General features: G+C 65.7%; 20 protein-coding genes. 7 read left to right on the top strand and 13 right to left on the bottom strand.

The window, feature by feature from the left end; translation table 11 throughout:
• Positions 1-3: 3 nt before the first annotated feature.
• From VIL42_09445 to VIL42_09430, 4 genes are all read right to left on the bottom strand, one after another.
• Positions 4-825 (bottom strand): MotA/TolQ/ExbB proton channel family protein, encoded by an 822-nt coding sequence (locus VIL42_09445; protein HEY8593071.1) that lies wholly within the window; start codon positions 823-825, stop codon positions 4-6.
• Positions 826-875: 50 nt separating this feature from the next.
• Positions 876-1556, bottom strand: a complete 681-nt coding sequence (locus VIL42_09440; GenBank protein HEY8593070.1) for a TonB family protein — start codon at positions 1554-1556, stop codon at positions 876-878.
• Positions 1557-1762: 206 nt separating this feature from the next.
• Positions 1763-2182 carry a dihydroneopterin aldolase gene (locus VIL42_09435; protein HEY8593069.1) on the bottom strand — a complete coding sequence of 140 codons (420 nt, stop codon included), beginning with the start codon at positions 2180-2182 and terminating at the stop codon, positions 1763-1765.
• Positions 2179-2913: an SDR family oxidoreductase gene (locus VIL42_09430; protein ID HEY8593068.1), complete on the bottom strand. Its 735-nt coding sequence runs from the start codon at positions 2911-2913 to the stop codon at positions 2179-2181. Before VIL42_09430 ends, VIL42_09435 begins: the two co-directional genes overlap by 4 nt.
• Positions 2914-2992: 79 nt before the next feature.
• Here VIL42_09430 and VIL42_09425 point away from each other — a divergent pair, with 79 nt between their 5' ends.
• The 3 genes from VIL42_09425 to VIL42_09415 are packed head-to-tail and all read left to right on the top strand — an operon-like array spanning position 2993 to position 5321.
• Positions 2993-3559, top strand: coding sequence for a DUF1285 domain-containing protein (locus tag VIL42_09425; GenBank protein ID HEY8593067.1), 567 nt, complete (start codon positions 2993-2995; stop codon positions 3557-3559).
• Positions 3556-4140: a CoA pyrophosphatase gene (locus tag VIL42_09420; protein HEY8593066.1), complete on the top strand. Its 585-nt coding sequence runs from the start codon at positions 3556-3558 to the stop codon at positions 4138-4140. The genes VIL42_09425 and VIL42_09420 overlap by 4 nt, the downstream gene beginning before the upstream one ends.
• Positions 4137-5321 carry a CCA tRNA nucleotidyltransferase gene (locus tag VIL42_09415; protein HEY8593065.1) on the top strand — a complete coding sequence of 395 codons (1185 nt, stop codon included), beginning with the start codon at positions 4137-4139 and terminating at the stop codon, positions 5319-5321. Before VIL42_09420 ends, VIL42_09415 begins: the two co-directional genes overlap by 4 nt.
• Here VIL42_09415 and VIL42_09410 read toward each other — a convergent pair.
• The 5 genes from VIL42_09410 to VIL42_09390 all read right to left on the bottom strand — a co-directional run bounded on the left by VIL42_09410 (position 5318) and on the right by VIL42_09390 (position 11071).
• Entirely contained in the window at positions 5318-5491 is a 174-nt protein-coding gene (locus tag VIL42_09410; GenBank protein HEY8593064.1) for a hypothetical protein, read from the bottom strand. The genes VIL42_09415 and VIL42_09410 overlap by 4 nt on opposite strands.
• 160 nt (positions 5492-5651) lie before the next feature.
• Entirely contained in the window at positions 5652-5912 is a 261-nt protein-coding gene (locus tag VIL42_09405; protein HEY8593063.1) for a hypothetical protein, read from the bottom strand.
• Between the two features lie 67 nt (positions 5913-5979).
• Positions 5980-7725: an EAL domain-containing protein gene (locus VIL42_09400; GenBank protein HEY8593062.1), complete on the bottom strand. Its 1746-nt coding sequence runs from the start codon at positions 7723-7725 to the stop codon at positions 5980-5982.
• A gap of 83 nt (positions 7726-7808) precedes the next feature.
• Positions 7809-10037, bottom strand: coding sequence for a DNA topoisomerase IV subunit A (gene parC, locus VIL42_09395; GenBank protein ID HEY8593061.1), 2229 nt, complete (start codon positions 10035-10037; stop codon positions 7809-7811).
• A gap of 65 nt (positions 10038-10102) precedes the next feature.
• Positions 10103-11071, bottom strand: a complete 969-nt coding sequence (locus VIL42_09390; protein ID HEY8593060.1) for a LysR substrate-binding domain-containing protein — start codon at positions 11069-11071, stop codon at positions 10103-10105.
• Between the two features lie 179 nt (positions 11072-11250).
• On the opposite strand from VIL42_09390, the gene VIL42_09385 reads away from it, so the two are divergent.
• The 4 genes from VIL42_09385 to purC all read left to right on the top strand — a co-directional run bounded on the left by VIL42_09385 (position 11251) and on the right by purC (position 13455).
• The gene (locus VIL42_09385) at positions 11251-11442 is read left to right on the top strand and encodes a hypothetical protein (GenBank protein HEY8593059.1); all 192 of its coding nucleotides are present in this window, start codon (positions 11251-11253) and stop codon (positions 11440-11442) included.
• A 32-nt stretch (positions 11443-11474) separates the two neighbouring features.
• The gene (locus VIL42_09380; GenBank protein HEY8593058.1) at positions 11475-11651 is read left to right on the top strand and encodes a hypothetical protein; all 177 of its coding nucleotides are present in this window, start codon (positions 11475-11477) and stop codon (positions 11649-11651) included.
• Between the two features lie 107 nt (positions 11652-11758).
• A complete protein-coding gene (locus tag VIL42_09375) occupies positions 11759-12607 on the top strand; it encodes a hypothetical protein (protein HEY8593057.1) in 849 nt (282 codons plus the stop codon).
• Positions 12608-12675: 68 nt separating this feature from the next.
• Entirely contained in the window at positions 12676-13455 is a 780-nt protein-coding gene (gene purC, locus VIL42_09370) for a phosphoribosylaminoimidazolesuccinocarboxamide synthase (GenBank protein ID HEY8593056.1), read from the top strand.
• A gap of 1429 nt (positions 13456-14884) precedes the next feature.
• On the opposite strand, the gene VIL42_09365 is transcribed toward purC, so the two are convergent.
• The 4 genes from VIL42_09365 to VIL42_09350 form a co-directional block, all read right to left on the bottom strand.
• Complete coding sequence (locus VIL42_09365; GenBank protein HEY8593055.1) at positions 14885-15580, bottom strand: SDR family oxidoreductase; 696 nt, start codon at positions 15578-15580, stop codon at positions 14885-14887.
• A complete protein-coding gene (locus tag VIL42_09360) occupies positions 15580-16770 on the bottom strand; it encodes an aspartate aminotransferase family protein (GenBank protein ID HEY8593054.1) in 1191 nt (396 codons plus the stop codon). Before VIL42_09360 ends, VIL42_09365 begins: the two co-directional genes overlap by 1 nt.
• 122 nt (positions 16771-16892) lie before the next feature.
• Positions 16893-17318, bottom strand: coding sequence for a hypothetical protein (locus VIL42_09355; GenBank protein HEY8593053.1), 426 nt, complete (start codon positions 17316-17318; stop codon positions 16893-16895).
• 140 nt (positions 17319-17458) lie between these two features.
• Positions 17459-17893: a hypothetical protein gene (locus VIL42_09350; protein HEY8593052.1), complete on the bottom strand. Its 435-nt coding sequence runs from the start codon at positions 17891-17893 to the stop codon at positions 17459-17461.
• Positions 17894-17990: the final 97 nt, after the last annotated feature.

The following is a 17990-nucleotide window of genomic DNA, read 5'->3' as shown; positions in this document are numbered from 1 at the left end:
TGCTTACTTGACGGTCGGCGTCGCCTGAGCGGAGCTCTGGGTGCGGCCGGTACGAAGCGGTTCGCTGCCCGGCTGCGTCGGGGCTCCGCCAGTCTTGGTCGCGGCAGTCTCCTTGACGGCCGGACCCGTGCGGCCGCCGAGCTGCGGCTTCACCTTGCCGTCAGACATCAGATAGCCGTGAAGGTCGTTCGTGAAGGCCGCGAGGTCTTCCATGATCGACTTGTTGCGGCGGATCAGCCAGTTGTAGGCAAGCACAGCCGGAACCGCGACGACCAGGCCGAGCGCGGTCATGATGAGCGCCTCACCGACCGGGCCGGCGACCGCGTCGATCGACGCCTGGCCAGCAGCACCGATCTTGATCAGCGCGCGGTAGATGCCGACGACGGTACCGAACAGGCCGATGAACGGCGCGGTCGAACCGACGGTCGCGAGGAAGGCCAGGCCTTCGCCGAGACGGGCGCCGATCGCACCCTGGCTGCGCGCCAGGCTGTTGGCCATCCAGTCATGCTGGTCGATCGGGTCGGTCAGCTTGCCGTGCTGGTCCTGGGCGACGAGCGCGTCGTCGACGATGGAGCGGTAGGCGCTGCGGTCATCCAGCTTCGTCGCGGCTTCGCGCAGATTGCTGGAATTCCAGAAGCTGGACCGGACCTTGCGGCCCTGGCTGATGATCTTCTGCTGCTGCATCAGCTTCGTAAAGAGAATGTAGAATGAGAAAATCGACATTCCGACGAGGATGATGAACACCGACCAAGCGATGATACCGCCCTGCTGGAGAGCCGGGAGGAGGCCATAAGGGCTCTCACCACCGTGTGCTGCTTCTTGCATGCTCGAACTTCCTTCTGAAAATATCTGGGTTCAGACGATCTAAAGTGTGATTAGCCTTCGAGACGCCAGGTAATGGGCGGCGTCGTAATCGTATCCGTCGTCGCATTGCCGTTGCTGTCGCGCGCTGGGGTAAACTTGGCGCGGCGGCGCAGGATGTTGCAGGTCGCCGAATCCAGGGCACCGTTGCCGGCCGAACGGATGATGTTGCACCCGGTCACGCGGCCGTCAGCGCCAATCGTCAGCTGCGCCTGGGCAGTTCCCTCCGCACCCGAAGACATGGCTGCGGCAGGGTAGTCATCGCCGGTGAACAGGCCGCGAAGGTCACCCTTCGAGCTCTGCGCCGACTGGACCTTGCGCGGCGCCGGTGCCGGAGCCGGGGGCGCCGGCGGGCGGGGCGGCGACATGACCGGCGGAGCGACCGGCGGAAGCACCGGCGGCGCTTCGACCGTCCGGATCGGCGGCTCTGGCGTATTGATCCTGACCACCGGCGGCGGCGTCATCGGCGGCGGCGGGACCTTGGGCATATCCTTCGGCGGGGGAGGCGGCTCCTCCGGCGGAGGGGGCGGCGGCTGCTCGATATCGACGACCTTGAGGTCCTCAGCCGTCTTCTTGATGACCTGGTAAGCAAGGCCGGTCACGATCGCATACATCAGGCCGCCCACGACGGCAGCAGTCATCACGATCGAGAACGTCCGGTTGCCGGTCAGCTCTTTGCGTTGCGCGTAGGACATTTAACCCGCAATTCTCCTCGACACGCCGCGGTTGCCCGCGGCCAAGACTGGGCGTTCCGACGCGCGCCCTGCCGCTTCTTGGATCCGCCGATGTAATACCATGACATCAGCGGCAAGCGCGCTTCCTTATAACTGGCTCAAAGGCCGCGCAACGGATTTTGTTCCAGAGGCGGAAGGCGTGAAACCCCCTTTCGCGCAAACATCATCTAAGCGTCGGGCCAAACTCCGGAAAAGGACGCAATTTCAACACCGACGCCCTGCGCGTCCGCATAGACGTCCGGCTTCGACGTGCGGACCCTGAGATCCCGGACACCACGGAAAGCAGCCAGACGCTCGAACACCACGTGGGCGAAAGTCTCCTGCAGGTTGAATCGCCGGGTTTTCGCAACCTCTTCGACCTCCCTGCGGAGGAAGTCATAATTCCAGGCAAGCTCCGGATCGTCTTCAGCCGGAAGGTCCCTGTCCTCAAGCCAGATTTCAACCGTCACCAGCAGCCGCTGCGGCGCTCCGACCTCGAAGTCGTGGAAGCCGATGTCGGTAACCACTTCCATGCCTTCCAGCAGGATACGCGCGCTTCGGACGCGCAGCCGCTCGGGTACCAGCCCCACCAGCTTAGGCTCGCTCATTCGCCCTCCATGAACTGTACGTCGCGCTCCAGCCCAAGGAACCGCTGCCCACCGTCGATGACAATGGTCTGGCCGGTGACGCACTGCGCCCCGACGAAATAGCCCAGCGCCTCGACGACCTCCGCCGGTGATACGCCGCGCCCTAGTGGATTGTGGCCGTGCATCCTTTTGAAATTCTCCTCGCTCTGCCCCGGCGACTGAAGCATCAGCGCAGGCGCGATCGCGTTGACCCTGATCCCGCGGGGCCCAAGTGCGCGCGCCGCCAGTTCGGTCAAGCCGGCAAGCGCCTGCTTGGACAGAGTATAGCTGAGATAGTCGGGGTTCGGCGCGGCCAGCTTGGCGTCCAGGATGTTCACGATCAGCGAATCCCGCTCATTCTCTTGCACTGCCGCAAAGCGCTCGATCAGCAGCGCCGGCGCTCGCACGTTGACCGCCATGTGCGTGTCGAACTCGCCAGCGTTGAACTCGCCAAACCCGTCCCAGGCGAAGCGCGCGGCATTGTTCACCAGCAAACGCACCGGCGGCAGCCCCTCCGCCGCCGCAAAGATCGTTTCGGCACAGCCAGGGTCCACAAGGTCCGCGACGCCCTTGGCCGCGCCGGCAGGCACGTCGTCATTCTCATGATGCACGTGCGCGACTACGGCCCACCCGTCGGCGAGAAGGGCATCGGCGATCGCTCGCCCCACCCGTCGGGCAGCGCCGGTGACGATCGCGGTGCGCTGTGGCGTCATGCGCCACCGACTGACCGAGCAGAGGCGCTCGCGCAAGGCTTTGGATTGCCTCGCCTGCCTTCGCGTGCCTAGTGGAGCCGTGCCCGAGAGCCGCCCACCGATCGACTTGCAAGGCGTCAGCCTTTCGCAACTTCAGCAGCTGCTCGACGAGCGCCGCCTGCCGCCGGTCGATCGCTGGAACCCCGATCATTGCGGCCAATCCGGCATGCGGATCGCCCGGGACGGCACCTGGTACCATCAGGGAAGGCGGATCGAGCGGGAAGCGATGGTCCGCCTCTTCTCGACCATCCTACGGCGCGAGGCGGACGGCAGTCACGTCCTCGTCACCCCAGTCGAAAAGCTCGACATCGAAGTGGAGAGCACCGCGTTCCGCGCCGTCGAACTGCATAGCGAAGGCGAAGGCCGCGACGGTGTAATCGCCTTCCGCCTGGACAGCGGCGATGCGGTGATCCTCGACGCCGATCATCCCCTGCAGATCGTCGAGACAGACCAAGGCCCCTCGCCCCGCCTGCTCGTCCGTCACGGCCTTGAGGCCGAGCTCGCGCGGCCGGTCTATTACGAGCTCGCGGAACTTGCTCTCGCCGACGGCGCGGATCCGCCGGGCGTCTGGAGCAGCGGGCACTTCTTCCCCCTGGATGCTTCGTGACCGGAATTGCCGAGCGGCTGCGCGCTTCCCTCGCCGAGCCAAGCCCAGGACCCCTGATCGGCGGCGACGATGTCGAGGTCCGCGCCAACGCCTCCGTTCATGCTGCCGTCCTGGTGGCGGTGACCGATCGCCCCGATCCCGGGCTGATCCTGACCGTTCGCCGCGCAGACATGCGCACGCACGCCGGTCAAATCGCTTTGCCGGGCGGACGGATCGACGATGGTGAGGACGCCGTCGCCGCGGCGCTGCGCGAAGCCCATGAGGAGATCGACCTCCCTCGTTCAGCCGCGGAGGTCGTCGGCCAGGTCGACCAGTATCGCACCATAACCGGCTACATCGTGACGCCCGTAGTCGCGGTGATCCCGCCCGGGCTGCCACTTCGGCCACATGAACGCGAGGTCGCCGACCTGTTCGAAGCGCCGCTCGCCTTCGTCCTGGATCCGGCGAACCAGCAACGGCGAAGCGCGCTGTTCCAGGGACGAGAGCGGCACTATTACGAGATCATGTGGGGCGAGCGAAGAATCTGGGGCGCGACCGCGGCGATGCTCGTCAACCTGTCGCGGAGGCTGCGGTGGAGCTGAGCCTTGATCCAGACAAGTGGCGCTCGCGGCCGGGCATGCAACGGCTGCTCGCTGCGCTCGGCGGCGACGAAGGCTTGACCCGCTATGTCGGGGGTGCGGTTCGCGACGAACTCCTCGACTTGCCGGTCAGCGACGTCGACCTCGCTACGAAGCTTCAACCCGACGAGGTTGTGAGCCGCCTCGAGGCAGCGCGTATCAAGGCGGTGCCGACCGGCATCGACCACGGCACCGTCACTGCCGTCAGCGACGGACATCCTTATGAAGTGACTACGTTGCGCCGGGACGTGACGACGGACGGACGCCGGGCCACGGTCGCGTTCACCGACGACTGGAAGGAGGACGCGGCCCGGCGCGATTTCACCATCAATGCGCTCTCGGCCGATCCGGCGAGCGGCGAGCTGTTCGACTATTTTGGCGGCCTCGACGACCTGAGGGCGCGGCATGTCCGTTTCATCGGCGACCCGCTCAAGCGCATCGCCGAGGATCATCTCCGAATTCTCCGCTTTTTCCGCTTTCACGCCCGCTTCGGGGCTGGAGAGCCGGACCAGGATGCGCTGGACGCGTGCACCGCCCGCGCCAACGACCTGATGGCATTGTCGCGCGAGCGGATAGCCGATGAGTTGCTGAAGCTCCTTGCGCTTACCGACCCGAGCATGACGGTAGCCACCATGCTGGCCCGCGAGATTCTCAAGCCCGTGCTCCCAGAGATCTCGGCAGGCCGAGTTGAAGAACTCGAGCGACTGCTCGCCGCGGAGAGAGGGGCAGGCCTCGAGCCGAGCGGCCTTCGCCGTCTTTCAGCCTTGCTGCCGCGCGCCCCCCAAGTCGCAGAGAGCGTCGCTGTTAGGCTCAAGCTGTCCAACAAGGCGCGCAAGCGGCTCTCCTGCGTCGCGCAGCCGCATGACGAAGCCTCGCCCGAAGCACTCTCCTACCGCCTTGGCCCGGATTGCGCGGTGGATTTGCTGCTGCTCGCCGGCAGGGCGGATGAGGCCCGCCGCATTCGCGAGTGGCAGCCGCCGCGCCTGCCGATTGGCGGTGGGGCCCTCATCGCCCGCGGACTGCCCGCGGGACCGATCGTCGCGCGGACCTTGCGCCGCATCGAAGATCAATGGGTTGGTGCGAATTTTCCGACCGGCGAAGCGTTCGAAGGAATCGTAGCTTCGGCCATTGCCGAAGCGGCTTAGGAAGCGCTCCCCGGGCCGGCTGTCGCGGCGCTGACGCTACGCGAAAGCTCGGCATAGCTTTGCGCCAGTTCCTGATGGACACGGCGCGCGGCGCCGGACGTCGCATTCTTCGCGGCAGCGCGCTCTGCCAGCTCACGCCGGCGCAAATAGTCCAAATTGTCGCTCTGCACCTTGAAATCCTTTTTGACGACCTCGGTTCGGCTGACCGGATATCCGTCGAATATGACGCCTTTGCTATAACTTAGCGCAATTTGCGTGTGCGTTCAGAACCGCATCGTAAAGGTCACGGCAGGTTTCCGTCCGCGGTGCGGTCCACCATCGACGCGGAACTCACCGGGGCCTTTCTTCCGCGTAAAGGCTGGACAGGCCGATCCCGATCCTCGCGTCTGGTGCCACCTCTCGGCTCACAATCATGCCGCGAACCAGTGGGGGCCCCGGAGTCGCGGGAGAAATTTCCGTGATCCGCAGGTCGAGCGCGCGTGCTCGGGCGACGTCGGCCACCTCGGCCGGTTCGATAATCTTCATCTGTGCCATGGCCGCACTCGGCAGCAGCGCAGCCAGGGCACCAGCGATGGCAAGCGGCTTGCGCATGCGCGATCGTCTCCCCTGTCGGAGATTTCAACCGCGATCGAACTTCAGAGTTCCCGCCGCCCCGCGGCTATGCGCGCTTGCGCGATCTCCAGAACTCGAGGGCCGCCTCCGCCGCGAGCGGCTTGGCGAAATAATAACCCTGCCCGGATGCACAGCCGAGCGTCGCCAAAGTCGTTGCAAGCTCGACCGTCTCGATCCCCTCGGCCGTTGTCGACATGCCGAGCGCCTCGGCAAGGCTAAGCACCGCCCGGACGATCGCGACCGCGTCCGGGTCGACCATCATTCCCGAGACGAAGCTCTTGTCGATTTTCAACACATCGATCGGCAGCCGCTGGAGATAGGCCAGGCTCGAATAACCTGTCCCAAAATCGTCCATTGCGACGGTCGCATCGAGGGCCTTGAGCGCATCGAAGACGCGGGTCGCGCGCGCCGGGTCCTGCACGATCGAGCTTTCGGTCAGCTCGAGAGTCAGCCGATCGCCGGTCAGCCCGCTCGACCTGAGCGCGCTGGATACTACCGCGGCGATGTCGTCCCGCGCGACCTGAATTGCCGACAGGTTGACGCCAACGTAAAGTGGTAGAGGTTCGCCGACTTCTCGGTCCCAGGCGGCAAGCGTCTGCGCCGCCTTATCCATCGCCCAGCGGCCAAGCTGAAGGATCAGGCCAGATTCTTCGGCGACCGGGATGAACTCGGTCGGGCTGATCTCGCCGCGGTCCACATGAGTCCAGCGCGCAAGAGCCTCGAAGCCAGCGACCTCGCCGCTCTTCAGATTGATCAGCGGTTGATAAAAAAGCTTGAGCTCATCCTTGTCGAGAGCTCTCCGCAGCTCCGTCTCGACGGAAAAGCGGCGCCGCGCCTCCGTCGCCTGCTTCGGCTCGTAAACCTGCGGGCGTCCCGCGACCTTCGCCTGCTTGACCGCGAACTGCGCGTTGCGGAACAGCTCTTCGGGGTCTTGCCCGGCGGTCATCAGCGCGACGCCGATCGCGCACTCGACGCGAATCTCCATCTCGGAGAGCTTGAATGGCGTCGCCATGACTTCCTGGATGCGCTCGGCCGCCTTCAGCGCATCCTCGACACCGCGCCGCAGCGACACTAGCACACCGAATTCGTTTCCGCCGGTCCGCGCCAGCACGTCGCCGGCCCGAAGCGCCAGGATCAGCCGTCGCGCAAAGGTGATGAGCAGTTCGTCGCCGGCCAGGCTGCCCATCGACTCGTTGATTCGGCTGAAGCGCAGCATGTCGACGACCAGCACCGCATGTTCGAGGTCGCGCTCGATGCTCTCGCCCGCTTTCTCGACAGCCTCGCTGAAGCCTAGGCGGTTCGGCAGGCCAGTAAGGCTGTCGCGCAGCATTTCGGCGCGCAGGTTGTTCTCCGCCCTGACCTCGACGGTGCGGTCGACGACGCTAAGCAGCACCCGCGGCGTTCCGCCAGGGCCGCTCGCCAGCGGCGAAAGCTTGAGCGTCAAGAACCGCCGGCTGACCCCCTCGCCCTCGGAAATCTCGAGTTCGTCGGGTGCTCCTGCGCAATCATTCAGGAAGGCGGCGATGAATGGACCGCCTGAGTCCTGTGCATAGCGCTTGAACGTCTCGGCAAAGCCCGCCGCATCACCGCTGCATCCGGCAAGCTCCAGGAACCGCGAGTTCATCGCCTCGACCCACAGCTTGCGGCCGTTCAGGGTAAAGATGGCGGCCGCGATCGGGAGCGCGTCGAGCAGACCGCGATCGTCAGCCGCGGCGAGGTGCGGATGCGAAGCTTGATCGTCGATCCGCCGGCGCCTCGGCAGAGGTACCGGCCGGGGTGCTAGAGCCGGCATGTGCGCCTCTATGGGCGAGATGGGTTAATTCGAAGTATCTTTTACGTGCTGCGCGCAATTGTTAACTGCGGTTGGTTAACGGCTCAGCCGAAGCGGTTATTCCGCGGAAAGCCGATCGGCGGCATGCGTCCTGCAGCACCGCGCGCGGCTCGCCATGGTGACAGGTCCGTTTCCGTTCGCGTCCGCCCCGTCTCGCCTCCGAGCGCCCAGCTGAGGCCGTCCTCGAGCCGGAAGGCGACGGCGTCGCTCAAGCCGCCGTCGCGGTACCGTTGCAGCATGACCCCCTGCCCGCGAGCCAGCTCCGGCAGCTCGCTTAATGGAAAGACGACCATCTTCCGGTTCTCGCCGACGACCGCCACGGAGTCGGCGCCCTGCGGCACCGGCTTCACCACCGACACATTCGAGCCGGCACGGGTGTTCACGAGCTGCTTGCCTTTGCGCGTCTCGGCCAGCGTGGAATCGCCGCTCGTCACGAACCCGCGCCCGTCGCTGGTGGCGATTAGCAGCTTCATCTCGGGCCTGGCGACGATCAGCTGGACGATCTCGACCTCGGCATCCAGGTCGATCAGCAGGCGCACGGGCTCGCCGAAGCCGCGCGCGCTCGGCAGCTTGTCGCCCGCAAGCGTGTAGACCCGCCCGTTGGACGCGAAGAGCGCCAGCCGGTCGGTGGTCTGCGCGTGGAAATAGATGAACGGGCCATCGCCTTCGCGCCACTTGAGGTCGGTAACCTGCTCTAGCGCGAGATGCCCCTTCATCGCCCGGATCCATCCGCGCTGCGAAAGGATGACCGTGATCGGCTCCTTCTCGATCATCGCCGACCAGTCGATCTCGCGTGCGACGCCCGCTTCCTCGATGCGCGTCCGCCGGTCGTCGCCGAACTTCGCCTTCACCGCCTCGAGGTCCTTCTTCATCCGCCGGCGCTGCCGGCCCTTGTCCTCGATCAGGCGCGCAAGCTCCTCACGCTCCTTCGACAAAGCGTCGCGCTCGCGCCCGATCTCCATTTCCTCCAGGCGCCGCAACGATCGCAGCCGCATGTTGAGGATCGCTTCGGCCTGTCGGTCGGTGAGCGAGAATTCGCTCATCAGCACCGGCTTGGGCTCATCCTCGGCGCGAATGATCTCGATGACGCGATCGAGGTTGAGGAAAGCGATGAGGAAGCCCTCGAGCAGCTCCAGGCGATCGTCGATCTTGCCGATCCGCACCTGGCTGCGGCGGACCAGCACCTCGAACTGGAAGGAGAGCCACGCCGCCAGCGCGTCCTTGAGGCTCATCACTCCCGGCGTGCGGGTCGCGTCGAGCACGTTGAGGTTGAGCGGGAATCGGACTTCCAGGTCGGTGAGGCGATAGAGGCTCTCGAGCAGCAGGTCCGGATCCACGGTCCGTGCGCGCGGCTCCAGGATCAGCCGCACCTGTTCGTCGCTCTCGTCCTTCACGTCGGCCAGGATCGGCAGCTTCTTGTCGGCGATCAGCTGGGCGATCTGTTCGATCAGCTTTGCCTTGGGCACCCCGTACGGAATCTCGCTGACCAGCAGGTGCCAGCTCCCGCCCTTCTCCGCGACTTTCTCCACCCGCGCGCGAAGGCGGAACGAGCCGCGACCCGTCACATAGGCTTCGGCAATGCTCGCCCTGCTGTCGACCAAAACGCCGCCGGTCGGAAAGTCGGGTCCAGCGACGAAGTCCATCAGCGCCTGCGGCTCGGCCTTGGGATTGTCGATTAGGTGGATGGCGGCATCGATCAGCTCGCTGACATTGTGCGGCGGGATGCTGGTGGCCATGCCGACGGCAATGCCGCTCGCGCCGTTGGCGAGCAGGTTCGGGAACAGGCCAGGAAAAACCTCCGGCTCTTCTTCCTCGCCGTTGTAGGTCGCCCGGAAGTCGACCGTGCCTTCGTCGAGGCCGGCCATCAGCTGCATCGCGATCGGCGTCAGCCGCGCTTCGGTGTAGCGGTAGGCAGCGGCATTATCGCCGTCGATGTTGCCGAAATTCCCTTGCCCGTCGACCAATGGGTAACGAAGGGCGAAGCTCTGCGCGAGGCGGACCATCGCGTCGTAGACGGACTGGTCGCCGTGCGGGTGGTATTTGCCGATGACGTCGCCGACCACGCGCGCGCTCTTCTTGTAGGCGCCGGCAGGATCGAGCCGAAGCAGCCGCATCGCCCACAGCAGCCGCCGATGCACCGGTTTCAACCCGTCACGGACGTCCGGGAGCGATCGCGCGGTGATCGTCGACAGTGCATAGACGAGGTAGCGCTCGGAGAGCGCCGCATCGAACGGGGTCTCTATGATCGAGGAAAGGTCGTCAGTGTCGGCCATGTACCAAGCCTAGCAACGGCCGCCGCGCGCTGTCACCGCTTCGCGCCCACACCTTCCACAGAAATCTAGGCGGCGCGTGATTGCGCCGAGGCGACTTCCGCGTTGCTCGGCTCGGCGTCGCCCATCTGCTCGACGGCGCCCCGCATTTCGGTCAGCAGCCATTCGCGGAAGCGCTTGACCTTCGGCACCATCCGCCGCTCCGTCGGATAGGCGAGCCAATAGGCCCAGCCGCGGCTGGAAATCCGGTCGGGGAACACGGGGCACAGTCGGCCAGCCACAATGTCGCCCTTCCACAGCAAGGGCGTCAGCAGCGCGAAGCCCTGCCCCGCCATAGCCGCGTGCCCCTCGTTCGCCTGGTTCTCGAGGCGCACGCCGGGCCTGCGGAACACCGACTCATCGGCGGGGACGCCATTGTCGGCGAACCATTGGTGCCACCATTCATCCGAAGCGCTGATCCGGTTCTGATCTAAGAGATCGGCGGGTTCGATCGAGCGGCCGAGCTTCCGCTCGATCTCGGCGATGCAGTCCGGGCTCGCCATCGGCGTAAAGCTCGACGTGAACAGCCGATGCTCCTCCAGCCCTTCCCAACCGCCGCGCCCTGCCCGCACCGCGACGTCGGCGTCGCCGGAGCGCAGGTCTATGACCTCGTTGCTGGTGGTCATGCGGACGGCCAAGTCCGGATGCTCCATCTGGAAGGCGCCGAGCCGCCACGCCAGCCACGTGTTCGCGAACGTATGCGTCGTTGTGACCGTCAGCAGCGACTCGTCTTCCTCGCGGTGGCTCGCGAACGCCGTCTCGATGGCGTCGAACGCACTCGACAGCGACGGCAGCAGTCGCTGCCCGAGCGGGGTCAGCCGCACCCTTCCCTTTTCGCGCACGAACAGCGGCGCTCCCAGCCGCTCTTCCAGGCTCCTCACCTGGTAGGAAACGGCAGCCTGGGTCATCCCAAGTTCGGCCGCGGCGGCGGTGAAATTCTCGGTCCGGGCCGCAGCCTCGAACGCGCGAACGGAAGCAAGCGGGGGAAGTCGTCGCATCGGCCTGAATCCTAGCGGAAGCAGGCACAATCATAAGTCAGGTTTATAGCTGCTGTCGAGCGTTTGATTGGCGAAACAAACTGGCGAATCCTAGATGATCGCCAAGCCGCCGGCGGATGAGATCCCTCCCCTCCCCAGCCCCCATCGCCGGCGGCCCCGAACAGGCAAGGAGACGCGCCGTGATTCATGGCCACAACATTGCTGCGTCCAGCGCCCACGCAGAGCGCAACGTGAGCTTTTCGACTGCAATGAACCCCACCCGGCGAGTGGCCCCCTGGCGCCGTCTTGACGCTGAGCGCCGGCTGCAGCTGATCGACCAGGTCCTGCGCACCACCGACGGGCTGGTCGACGAATATTCACTCGCTCTTTGAAGCGCTCAAGAAGGCACGAAAGGATGGTTACGATGGTCGATGAAATTTATGACCGGAACTACCAGGCGGGCCGCGCCGAGATGAACAGGGCGCTGGACGCGGGCTTCGCCCGTCTCGGCCGTGCGATTGTCGCCACGTTAGAGGCCCTTCACCGCATCGAGTTCGATGCCCCGTGGCGTGAGCAGCCCAAGCGCGTTCGCCCGCACTGACAGATTAGGGGAGCGCGGTCGCACGCAGCCGCGCTCCTCGCCTCACGGGCTTTACAAACGACCTGCTGTATCATAGCAGCAACACACTAGTTTGTGAGGCCGTTTTCATGCTCGCCGTTTCATCGCTGCTCCTCGCAGTATCCGCCGTCGCCGCTGCTCCGCAGGCTCCCGCAAAGTGCGACCTGATCGACTATGCCGCATGGCATGAAGAGCCCGACCAGCAGTGGGACTTCCGTTGGCCTGCCGCGTCCGCACCGACGCTGACGATCATCGGCGCGGAACATTCGCGCGATCCGGCGCACGAACAATTCACCCGCATCGCCCGCAACTTCGTCACCGCGAAGCCGACGCTTGCCTTCTTCGAGGGTCCTGACCGCGGCATCCGCGCCGATGCCGAGACCACCATTCGTGAAACCGGCGAGGCGGGCTACGTCCGCTTCCTCGCCAAGAAGGCCGCCATCTCCACTCGCTCGCTCGAACCGTCGCCCGGCGCTCAGCTGAAAAGCCTCGCGGCAAGCTTCCCGCCGGACCAGGTCTTCCTCTTCTTCACGTTGCGCGAAGCCGCGCGCCTCAGAGACCGCGAGAACAAAAGCGGCGCCCAGCTCAATGCCGCGATGACGGCCCTGCTCGCCAAAGCCGCGAAGATGATGCCCCCCGAAGCCCTGCCCTTTACCGACCTGGCCGGGCTGACCGCCGCCGCAGCCCGTTACTGGCCTCACCGCGACTGGCGCACGCTGCCGGCGAGCTGGTTCTCGCCGCTTGCAGACGACAACAAAACCGGCGGCGTTTTCGTCGCTGCGATCAACCGGGCCGACAGCAACAACCGCAACCGCCACATGGTCGAGCTCCTCACCGCCGCGGTGAAATCCGGCGAGCGTCCGTTCGTGGTCGTCGGCCGCAATCACGTGCCGATGCAGGCGCCCGCCCTGAAATGCGCGCTGGAGGCTCCCCGCTGAATTGCGGAGCCCAAGCGGCTCGCCTATAGCCCCCGCTCCTTTCCCGCCGTTGGAGTGCCGCCCCAGTTATGGCTCGTCGCCGCCAGATCTACGAAGGCAAGGCCAAGATCCTCTACGAGGGTCCAGAGCCGGGCACGCTGATCCAATACTTCAAGGACGATGCGACCGCCTTCAACGCGCAGAAGCGCGGCACGATCAGCGGCAAGGGGGTGATCAACAACCGCATTTCCGAGCATATCTTCACGGCGCTGCAGACGATCGGCGTTCCGACGCACTTCATCCGCCGCGTCAACATGCGCGAGCAGCTGATCCGCCAGGTCGAGATCGTGCCGATCGAGGTGGTGGTCCGCAACGTCGCGGCCGGCTCGCTGTCCAAGCGCCTCGGGATCGAGGAGGGCACGCAGCTCCCGCGCACGATCATCGAATATTATTACAAGGACGATGCGCTGGGCGACCCGATGATCGCCGACGAACATATCGCCTGCTTCGGCTGGGCGACGCAGGACGAAATGAACGACATCGCCGACATGGCGATCCGCGTGAACGACTTCCTGTCGGGCATGTTCTCGGCGATCGGCATCCGCCTGATCGACTTTAAGCTGGAGTTCGGCCGCGTCTGGGACGGCGATTACAGCCGCGTGATCCTCGCCGACGAGATCAGCCCGGACGGCTGCCGCCTGTGGGACACGAAGACCAGCCAGAAGCTCGACAAGGACCGCTTCCGTCAAGATCTCGGCGGCGTTGAGGAAGCCTATCAGGAAGTGGCGCGGCGCCTCGGTCTTCTCCAGCCCGACGAGGAAGTCGCCGTGCTGGACTTCGACGAGCACCGGAAGAAGCGCGGGAAGTAAGCCACGCCGGCGCCCGCCGCTCGCGGGCAGTCACCGATTCTTGACGACTGACGTGCGATAGGCCCTTTAGGGGGTCGCCGCGCGTGTCGTCAGCAGCATTGCCAAGGCTGGGTTTCTGGATGCGGTGGGTCATGCTGCCGCTCGCCCGCCTGCTTCGCCTGCTTGGCTTCCAGGTCCGCTTCTGGTGGACGCTGCCCTACCCCTATCACCGCCTGATCGCGCTACTGCTCCCGTTCGTCCCTGTCGCAATCGCCGGCTGGGTAGGCTTCTATCTCTTCCGCACCGGCCGTTCCCCGGTCTCTTCCTTCGACTTCCTGCTGGCGGGGCTGCTGCTCGCCATTCCCTTGTCGGTGCCGATCCTCAACATGATCCTGGTCGCCTTCCGGGTGCAGCTGCTCCAGGGTTTCTGCTTCCTAGCCGGGATGGCCGTCCTGGCCGCCGAGGTCGCGGTGGGGGTTCGTCCGCTGTCCTACGGCCTTCTTCCGCTCGCCTTCTTTGGGCTCTTCGCGGTTCAGCGGATCGCGGGGCCGCGGCTCATCGCGCGCCTGCACGCGGAAAATGCCGCGTTCACACCCGTCGATCCGGGCGACCGGCTGGTCCATTATCGACTGGCGGGCAGCGCCTCGCACAGGGCGAATCTCGCCCGTCAGCTTTTCGAACACTTCGGCCTCGCCTGGCTGGCAACCTCGTCCCGGCATTCGGACAGCAGGAGCGAGCTGCGCTTTCGCGCCACGCGACAGGCCGCCATCGTCTTGCGGACCATGCTCGAGCCCGGCGAATTTCACGCCGACGTCGGTGGCTTGCGCACCGACGACGTCCAAATTCCGTCATCGGTCGACACGGTGACGATCAAGACGCGCGAAGGTCGGTCATGGCTGGTCGCCGGCAATCTGACCTCAGTGACGATCGAAGACGGCGCGACGCGAAAGCGGCTAAGTGCGGGGCGGCTGGCGCCCGTCGGCAACTGGCCGTTGTTCGTCTTCGCTTATTATTTGAGCATCTTCAGCGGCGGACCAGCCAAGGGGACGTGGCTTGCGACCTTCCTTCCCAGGCGCGAAGTGGTGCTCGGCGATCGCACCGCGCACGCGCTGGTCGAAGCGGCGCTGGTCCCGCAAAATCCCTCGCTTGAAGTGTCGGAAGAAGACCTGAAGGCCCTCCTGAAACCGAACATGCCGCAGATCCTGCGGTTGCGGCGCTACGAACAGGAGGCGAAGGCCCGCCGCACCGACGAAGCCGCTTCAGATCTCAACCGGTGGCTCAGCGGGGATCCCACCCGGATCGCCCTGCGCAGCTGGCGCTTCCTTGTCGAACAACCCGCCAAGCTGTCGGGCCACGGGCCGGCCCTGTGCGCAAGACTGGCGCAGGCGAAGGCTGCTCATGACCGCCCTTCCGCCGAAATCGCCGCCACCTTGCTCGCAGCGCTGCCGCTTCAGGAGTTCGTCGCCCGGACCGTGCCGAAGCGCCTGACCGGCGTGTCGGCGACCAGCTTGGCGATCCGCTCCTCGCGGTCGGGGCCGTTGCCGATCATCGCTTCCCAGATCGGCGTCATGATCGCCGCCGGGTGGACGGAGTTGCAGCGGATCTCGAGCCCTTCGGACGCGCAGTACAAGGCGACGCTCTTGCTGTGGTTGCGGATCGCCGCCTTCGACGATGCATAAGCGGCGGCGCGCGGGATGCCGACAAGGCCCGACCGCGACGAGATGTTGACGACCGCGCCCTTGCCCTGCGGCCGCATTGCGCGGATCGCGGCGCGGCAGCCGAGGAAGGTGCCGTCGAGGTTTACCGCATGGACGCGATGCCATTCGTCGAGGCTCGCATGTTCCGGATCGTGTGGCTGCGGCCCGAACTCGAAGCCGGTGATCCCGGCATTGTTGACGAGGATGTCGAGCTTGCCCTCGGTCGCGACCAGCTCATCGACGATGCCCCAATCCGCCTCCACCGCGACATCCAGCTTGGCGAACCGGTGTGGCGGCCCGAGATCATCCGCCAGCTTGCGCCCGCCCACTTCGTCGATGTCGGTCAGCCAGACGGTCGCGCCCTCGGCCGCGAACGCGCGCGCGATACCCGCGCCGATGCCGCTCGCAGCGCCGGTGACCAGCGCGACCTTGTCCTGCAGCCGGCCCATCAGGCCGCTTCGGCGGGAACCTCATAGTCCGCCGCCGCCGACGACAGCATGTCGACGAACTCGCGGACGTGGCTCTCCTCGATGTTGAGCGGCGGCAGCACGCGGATGACATTGTCCCCGGCTGCGACCGTCAGCAGCCCCTTGTCGCGCAAATAGGTCACGAACGCGCGGCTGTCGGTCTTCATCTTGACGCCCAGCATCAGGCCGACGCCGCGGACGCTTTCGAACAGATGGTCGTGGTTCGGGATCATCTGCTCGAGGGCCGCGCGGAGCCGATCGCCGGTCTGGCGGACACCGCTCAGGAATTCGTCATTGGCGACAATGTCGAACACCGCCTGCCCGGCGGCCATCGCCAGCGGGTTGCCGCCATAGGTTGACCCGTGGGTGCCGATCACCATGCCGGCCGCCGCTTTCTCGGTCGCGAGACAGGCGCCGAGCGGGAAGCCGCCGCCGATGCCCTTGGCCGAGGCCATGATGTCCGGCTCCACGCCATAATGCTGGTATGCGTAGAGGTGGCCGGTGCGGGCGACGCCGCACTGCACTTCGTCGAAGACGAGGCAAAGGTCGTTCTCGTCGCAGGCGGCGCGAAGGCCGGCGAGGAATTCGTGGCTCGCCGGGCGGATGCCGCCCTCGCCCTGGATCGGCTCGACAAGGAAGCCGGCCGTATTCTCGTCGATCGCCGCAAGCGCGCCGTCCAGGTCGTTGAACTCGACCACGGTGAAGCCCGTCAGCAGCGGCGCGAAGCCGTCGCGCAGCTTCGCCTGGTCGGTCGCGCTGATCGTCGCCATCGTCCGCCCATGGAAGGCGTTCGAGAAAGTGATGAGGTTGTGCTTGTGCGCGTTGCCCTTGGCAAAATGATAGCGGCGCGCGGTCTTGATCGCGCATTCCACCGCCTCGGCGCCCGAATTGGTGAAGAACACCGTGTCGGCGAAGGTCAGGTCGACCAGCCGCTGCGCGAACGCCTCGCCCTGCGGCGAGCCGTAGAGGTTCGACACGTGCATCAGCGTCGCCGCCTGATCCTGGATCGCCTTGGTCAGGTGCGGGTGCCCGTGGCCGAGAAGGTTGACCGCGATGCCGCTCGCGAAGTCCAGATACTTCTCACCATTCTCGCCGAACAGATACGGCCCTTCGCCCCGCACCGGGCGCACCGGCGAACGCGGATAAACGGGCATGAGCGGCGTGATGGCCATGGGTATTCGGCTCCTTTTGGCTTGGTTGCGGAGCCTATAGCGAGGGCGCCCGCAAAAGAAAAAGGCGCGGGAAGCGTGATGCTCCCCGCGCCTTCTCATCGAAGCCCCGCTCGGGCTAGGCCTTAGCGGTAACGGCGACCCGGACGGTTGTTCCAGTCGCGGGCTTCGCGCTGGACCCGATATTCCAGGTTGCGGATCTGCCGCTCGATCGCACGCGCTTCCTGCACCTGCAGGCCGTAGCGCGACGCACGGTAGATGTTGTTCTGGACGTTGCGCGCCTGGCGGTCGAGCGACCGCGCTTCGCTGCGGCTGAGGATGTTACGCGCATCCATCACCCGGATGTCGTTGCGGATGCGCTGCACCCGCGCCTGCATCGAATTGGCGAAGCTCTGGTAACGGAAGCCCGTGCCGTAGCTGTACGGCTGGTACTGATAGACCGGCGGCGCCCACTGCACCGCAACTGGGGCCGGCGCCCACTGCGCGGCTGCCGGGCTGGCGACCGCAAGGGTCGAAGCAGCGGCGGCGATCGGGATCAAAAACTTACGCATGTTGCGTCTCCTCTTGTGTTGCATCGCTTTTCGCACGTCCGGTGTGTGGCGGTGCTGAACGATGATTTTATGTCCGGTTCATTCAATTGGTGGTGGAACCGAAAAAGGGCGCCGGATACTTCCAGCGCCCTTTCTTTGACTTAGTCGTCGTCGCGGTCGCGGTCGCGTCCGTGGCGGCGGCCGTCGCGATCGTCGCGGTCACGGTAGTAACCACCGCCTCGCGCCATGGAAGCGACGCGAACGTTCTGCTCCAGCCGCACGAGGCGCATCTGGACGTCGTTGGCTTCCCACGGGCTCAGCCCGCCGTTGCGCGCCGACCACAGGCGCCGCTCGATGCTGCGCGCCTGGTCGCGGAGCCGGCGTGCTTCGCGCTCGCGGATCACTTCGCGGCGATCGAGCCGCTCGATCTGCCGCTGCAGATTGTCGACGCGGGCCTGGAGCGCACGCACCTGCCCATAATTGTTCTGGTAGCCGTAGGCGTAGCCCTGCGGCTGCGGGAAATATTGCGCCGACGCCGGGCTGGCGACGACGAGAGCCGCACCTGCGGCAGCAAGAGAAAGAATGACCTTACGCATGACGGCTCTCCGTGATTGAGCGGTTGATGCGTTGCTTGTGCGCCGATTCGCTTGATGCAGGTCTGAACGCGCCCGTTATGAGCCGTTCACGATCGTT

This window comes from Sphingomicrobium sp., from assembly GCA_036563485.1.
GTDB lineage: Bacteria > Pseudomonadota > Alphaproteobacteria > Sphingomonadales > Sphingomonadaceae > Sphingomicrobium.
The sequence above is the reverse complement of the archived record's forward strand: the minus strand, read 5'-3'. Positions and strand labels throughout refer to the sequence as shown.

Bases quoted from the DNA above. Each gene is read 5' to 3' on its own strand.
- VIL42_09445 (HEY8593071.1), bottom strand. From the start codon at position 825: ATGCAAGAAGCAGCACACGGTGGTGAGAGCCCTTATGGCCTCCTCCCG.
- VIL42_09440 (HEY8593070.1), bottom strand. From the start codon at position 1,556: ATGTCCTACGCGCAACGCAAAGAGCTGACCGGCAACCGGACGTTCTCG.
- VIL42_09435 (HEY8593069.1), bottom strand. From the start codon at position 2,182: ATGAGCGAGCCTAAGCTGGTGGGGCTGGTACCCGAGCGGCTGCGCGTC.
- VIL42_09430 (HEY8593068.1), bottom strand. From the start codon at position 2,913: ATGACGCCACAGCGCACCGCGATCGTCACCGGCGCTGCCCGACGGGTG.
- VIL42_09405 (HEY8593063.1), bottom strand. From the start codon at position 5,912: ATGCGCAAGCCGCTTGCCATCGCTGGTGCCCTGGCTGCGCTGCTGCCG.
- VIL42_09400 (HEY8593062.1), bottom strand. From the start codon at position 7,725: ATGCCGGCTCTAGCACCCCGGCCGGTACCTCTGCCGAGGCGCCGGCGG.
- parC (HEY8593061.1), bottom strand. From the start codon at position 10,037: ATGGCCGACACTGACGACCTTTCCTCGATCATAGAGACCCCGTTCGAT.
- VIL42_09390 (HEY8593060.1), bottom strand. From the start codon at position 11,071: ATGCGACGACTTCCCCCGCTTGCTTCCGTTCGCGCGTTCGAGGCTGCG.
- VIL42_09380 (HEY8593058.1), top strand. From the start codon at position 11,475: ATGGTCGATGAAATTTATGACCGGAACTACCAGGCGGGCCGCGCCGAG.
- VIL42_09375 (HEY8593057.1), top strand. From the start codon at position 11,759: ATGCTCGCCGTTTCATCGCTGCTCCTCGCAGTATCCGCCGTCGCCGCT.
- purC (HEY8593056.1), top strand. From the start codon at position 12,676: ATGGCTCGTCGCCGCCAGATCTACGAAGGCAAGGCCAAGATCCTCTAC.
- VIL42_09365 (HEY8593055.1), bottom strand. From the start codon at position 15,580: ATGGGCCGGCTGCAGGACAAGGTCGCGCTGGTCACCGGCGCTGCGAGC.
- VIL42_09360 (HEY8593054.1), bottom strand. From the start codon at position 16,770: ATGGCCATCACGCCGCTCATGCCCGTTTATCCGCGTTCGCCGGTGCGC.
- VIL42_09355 (HEY8593053.1), bottom strand. From the start codon at position 17,318: ATGCGTAAGTTTTTGATCCCGATCGCCGCCGCTGCTTCGACCCTTGCG.
- VIL42_09350 (HEY8593052.1), bottom strand. From the start codon at position 17,893: ATGCGTAAGGTCATTCTTTCTCTTGCTGCCGCAGGTGCGGCTCTCGTC.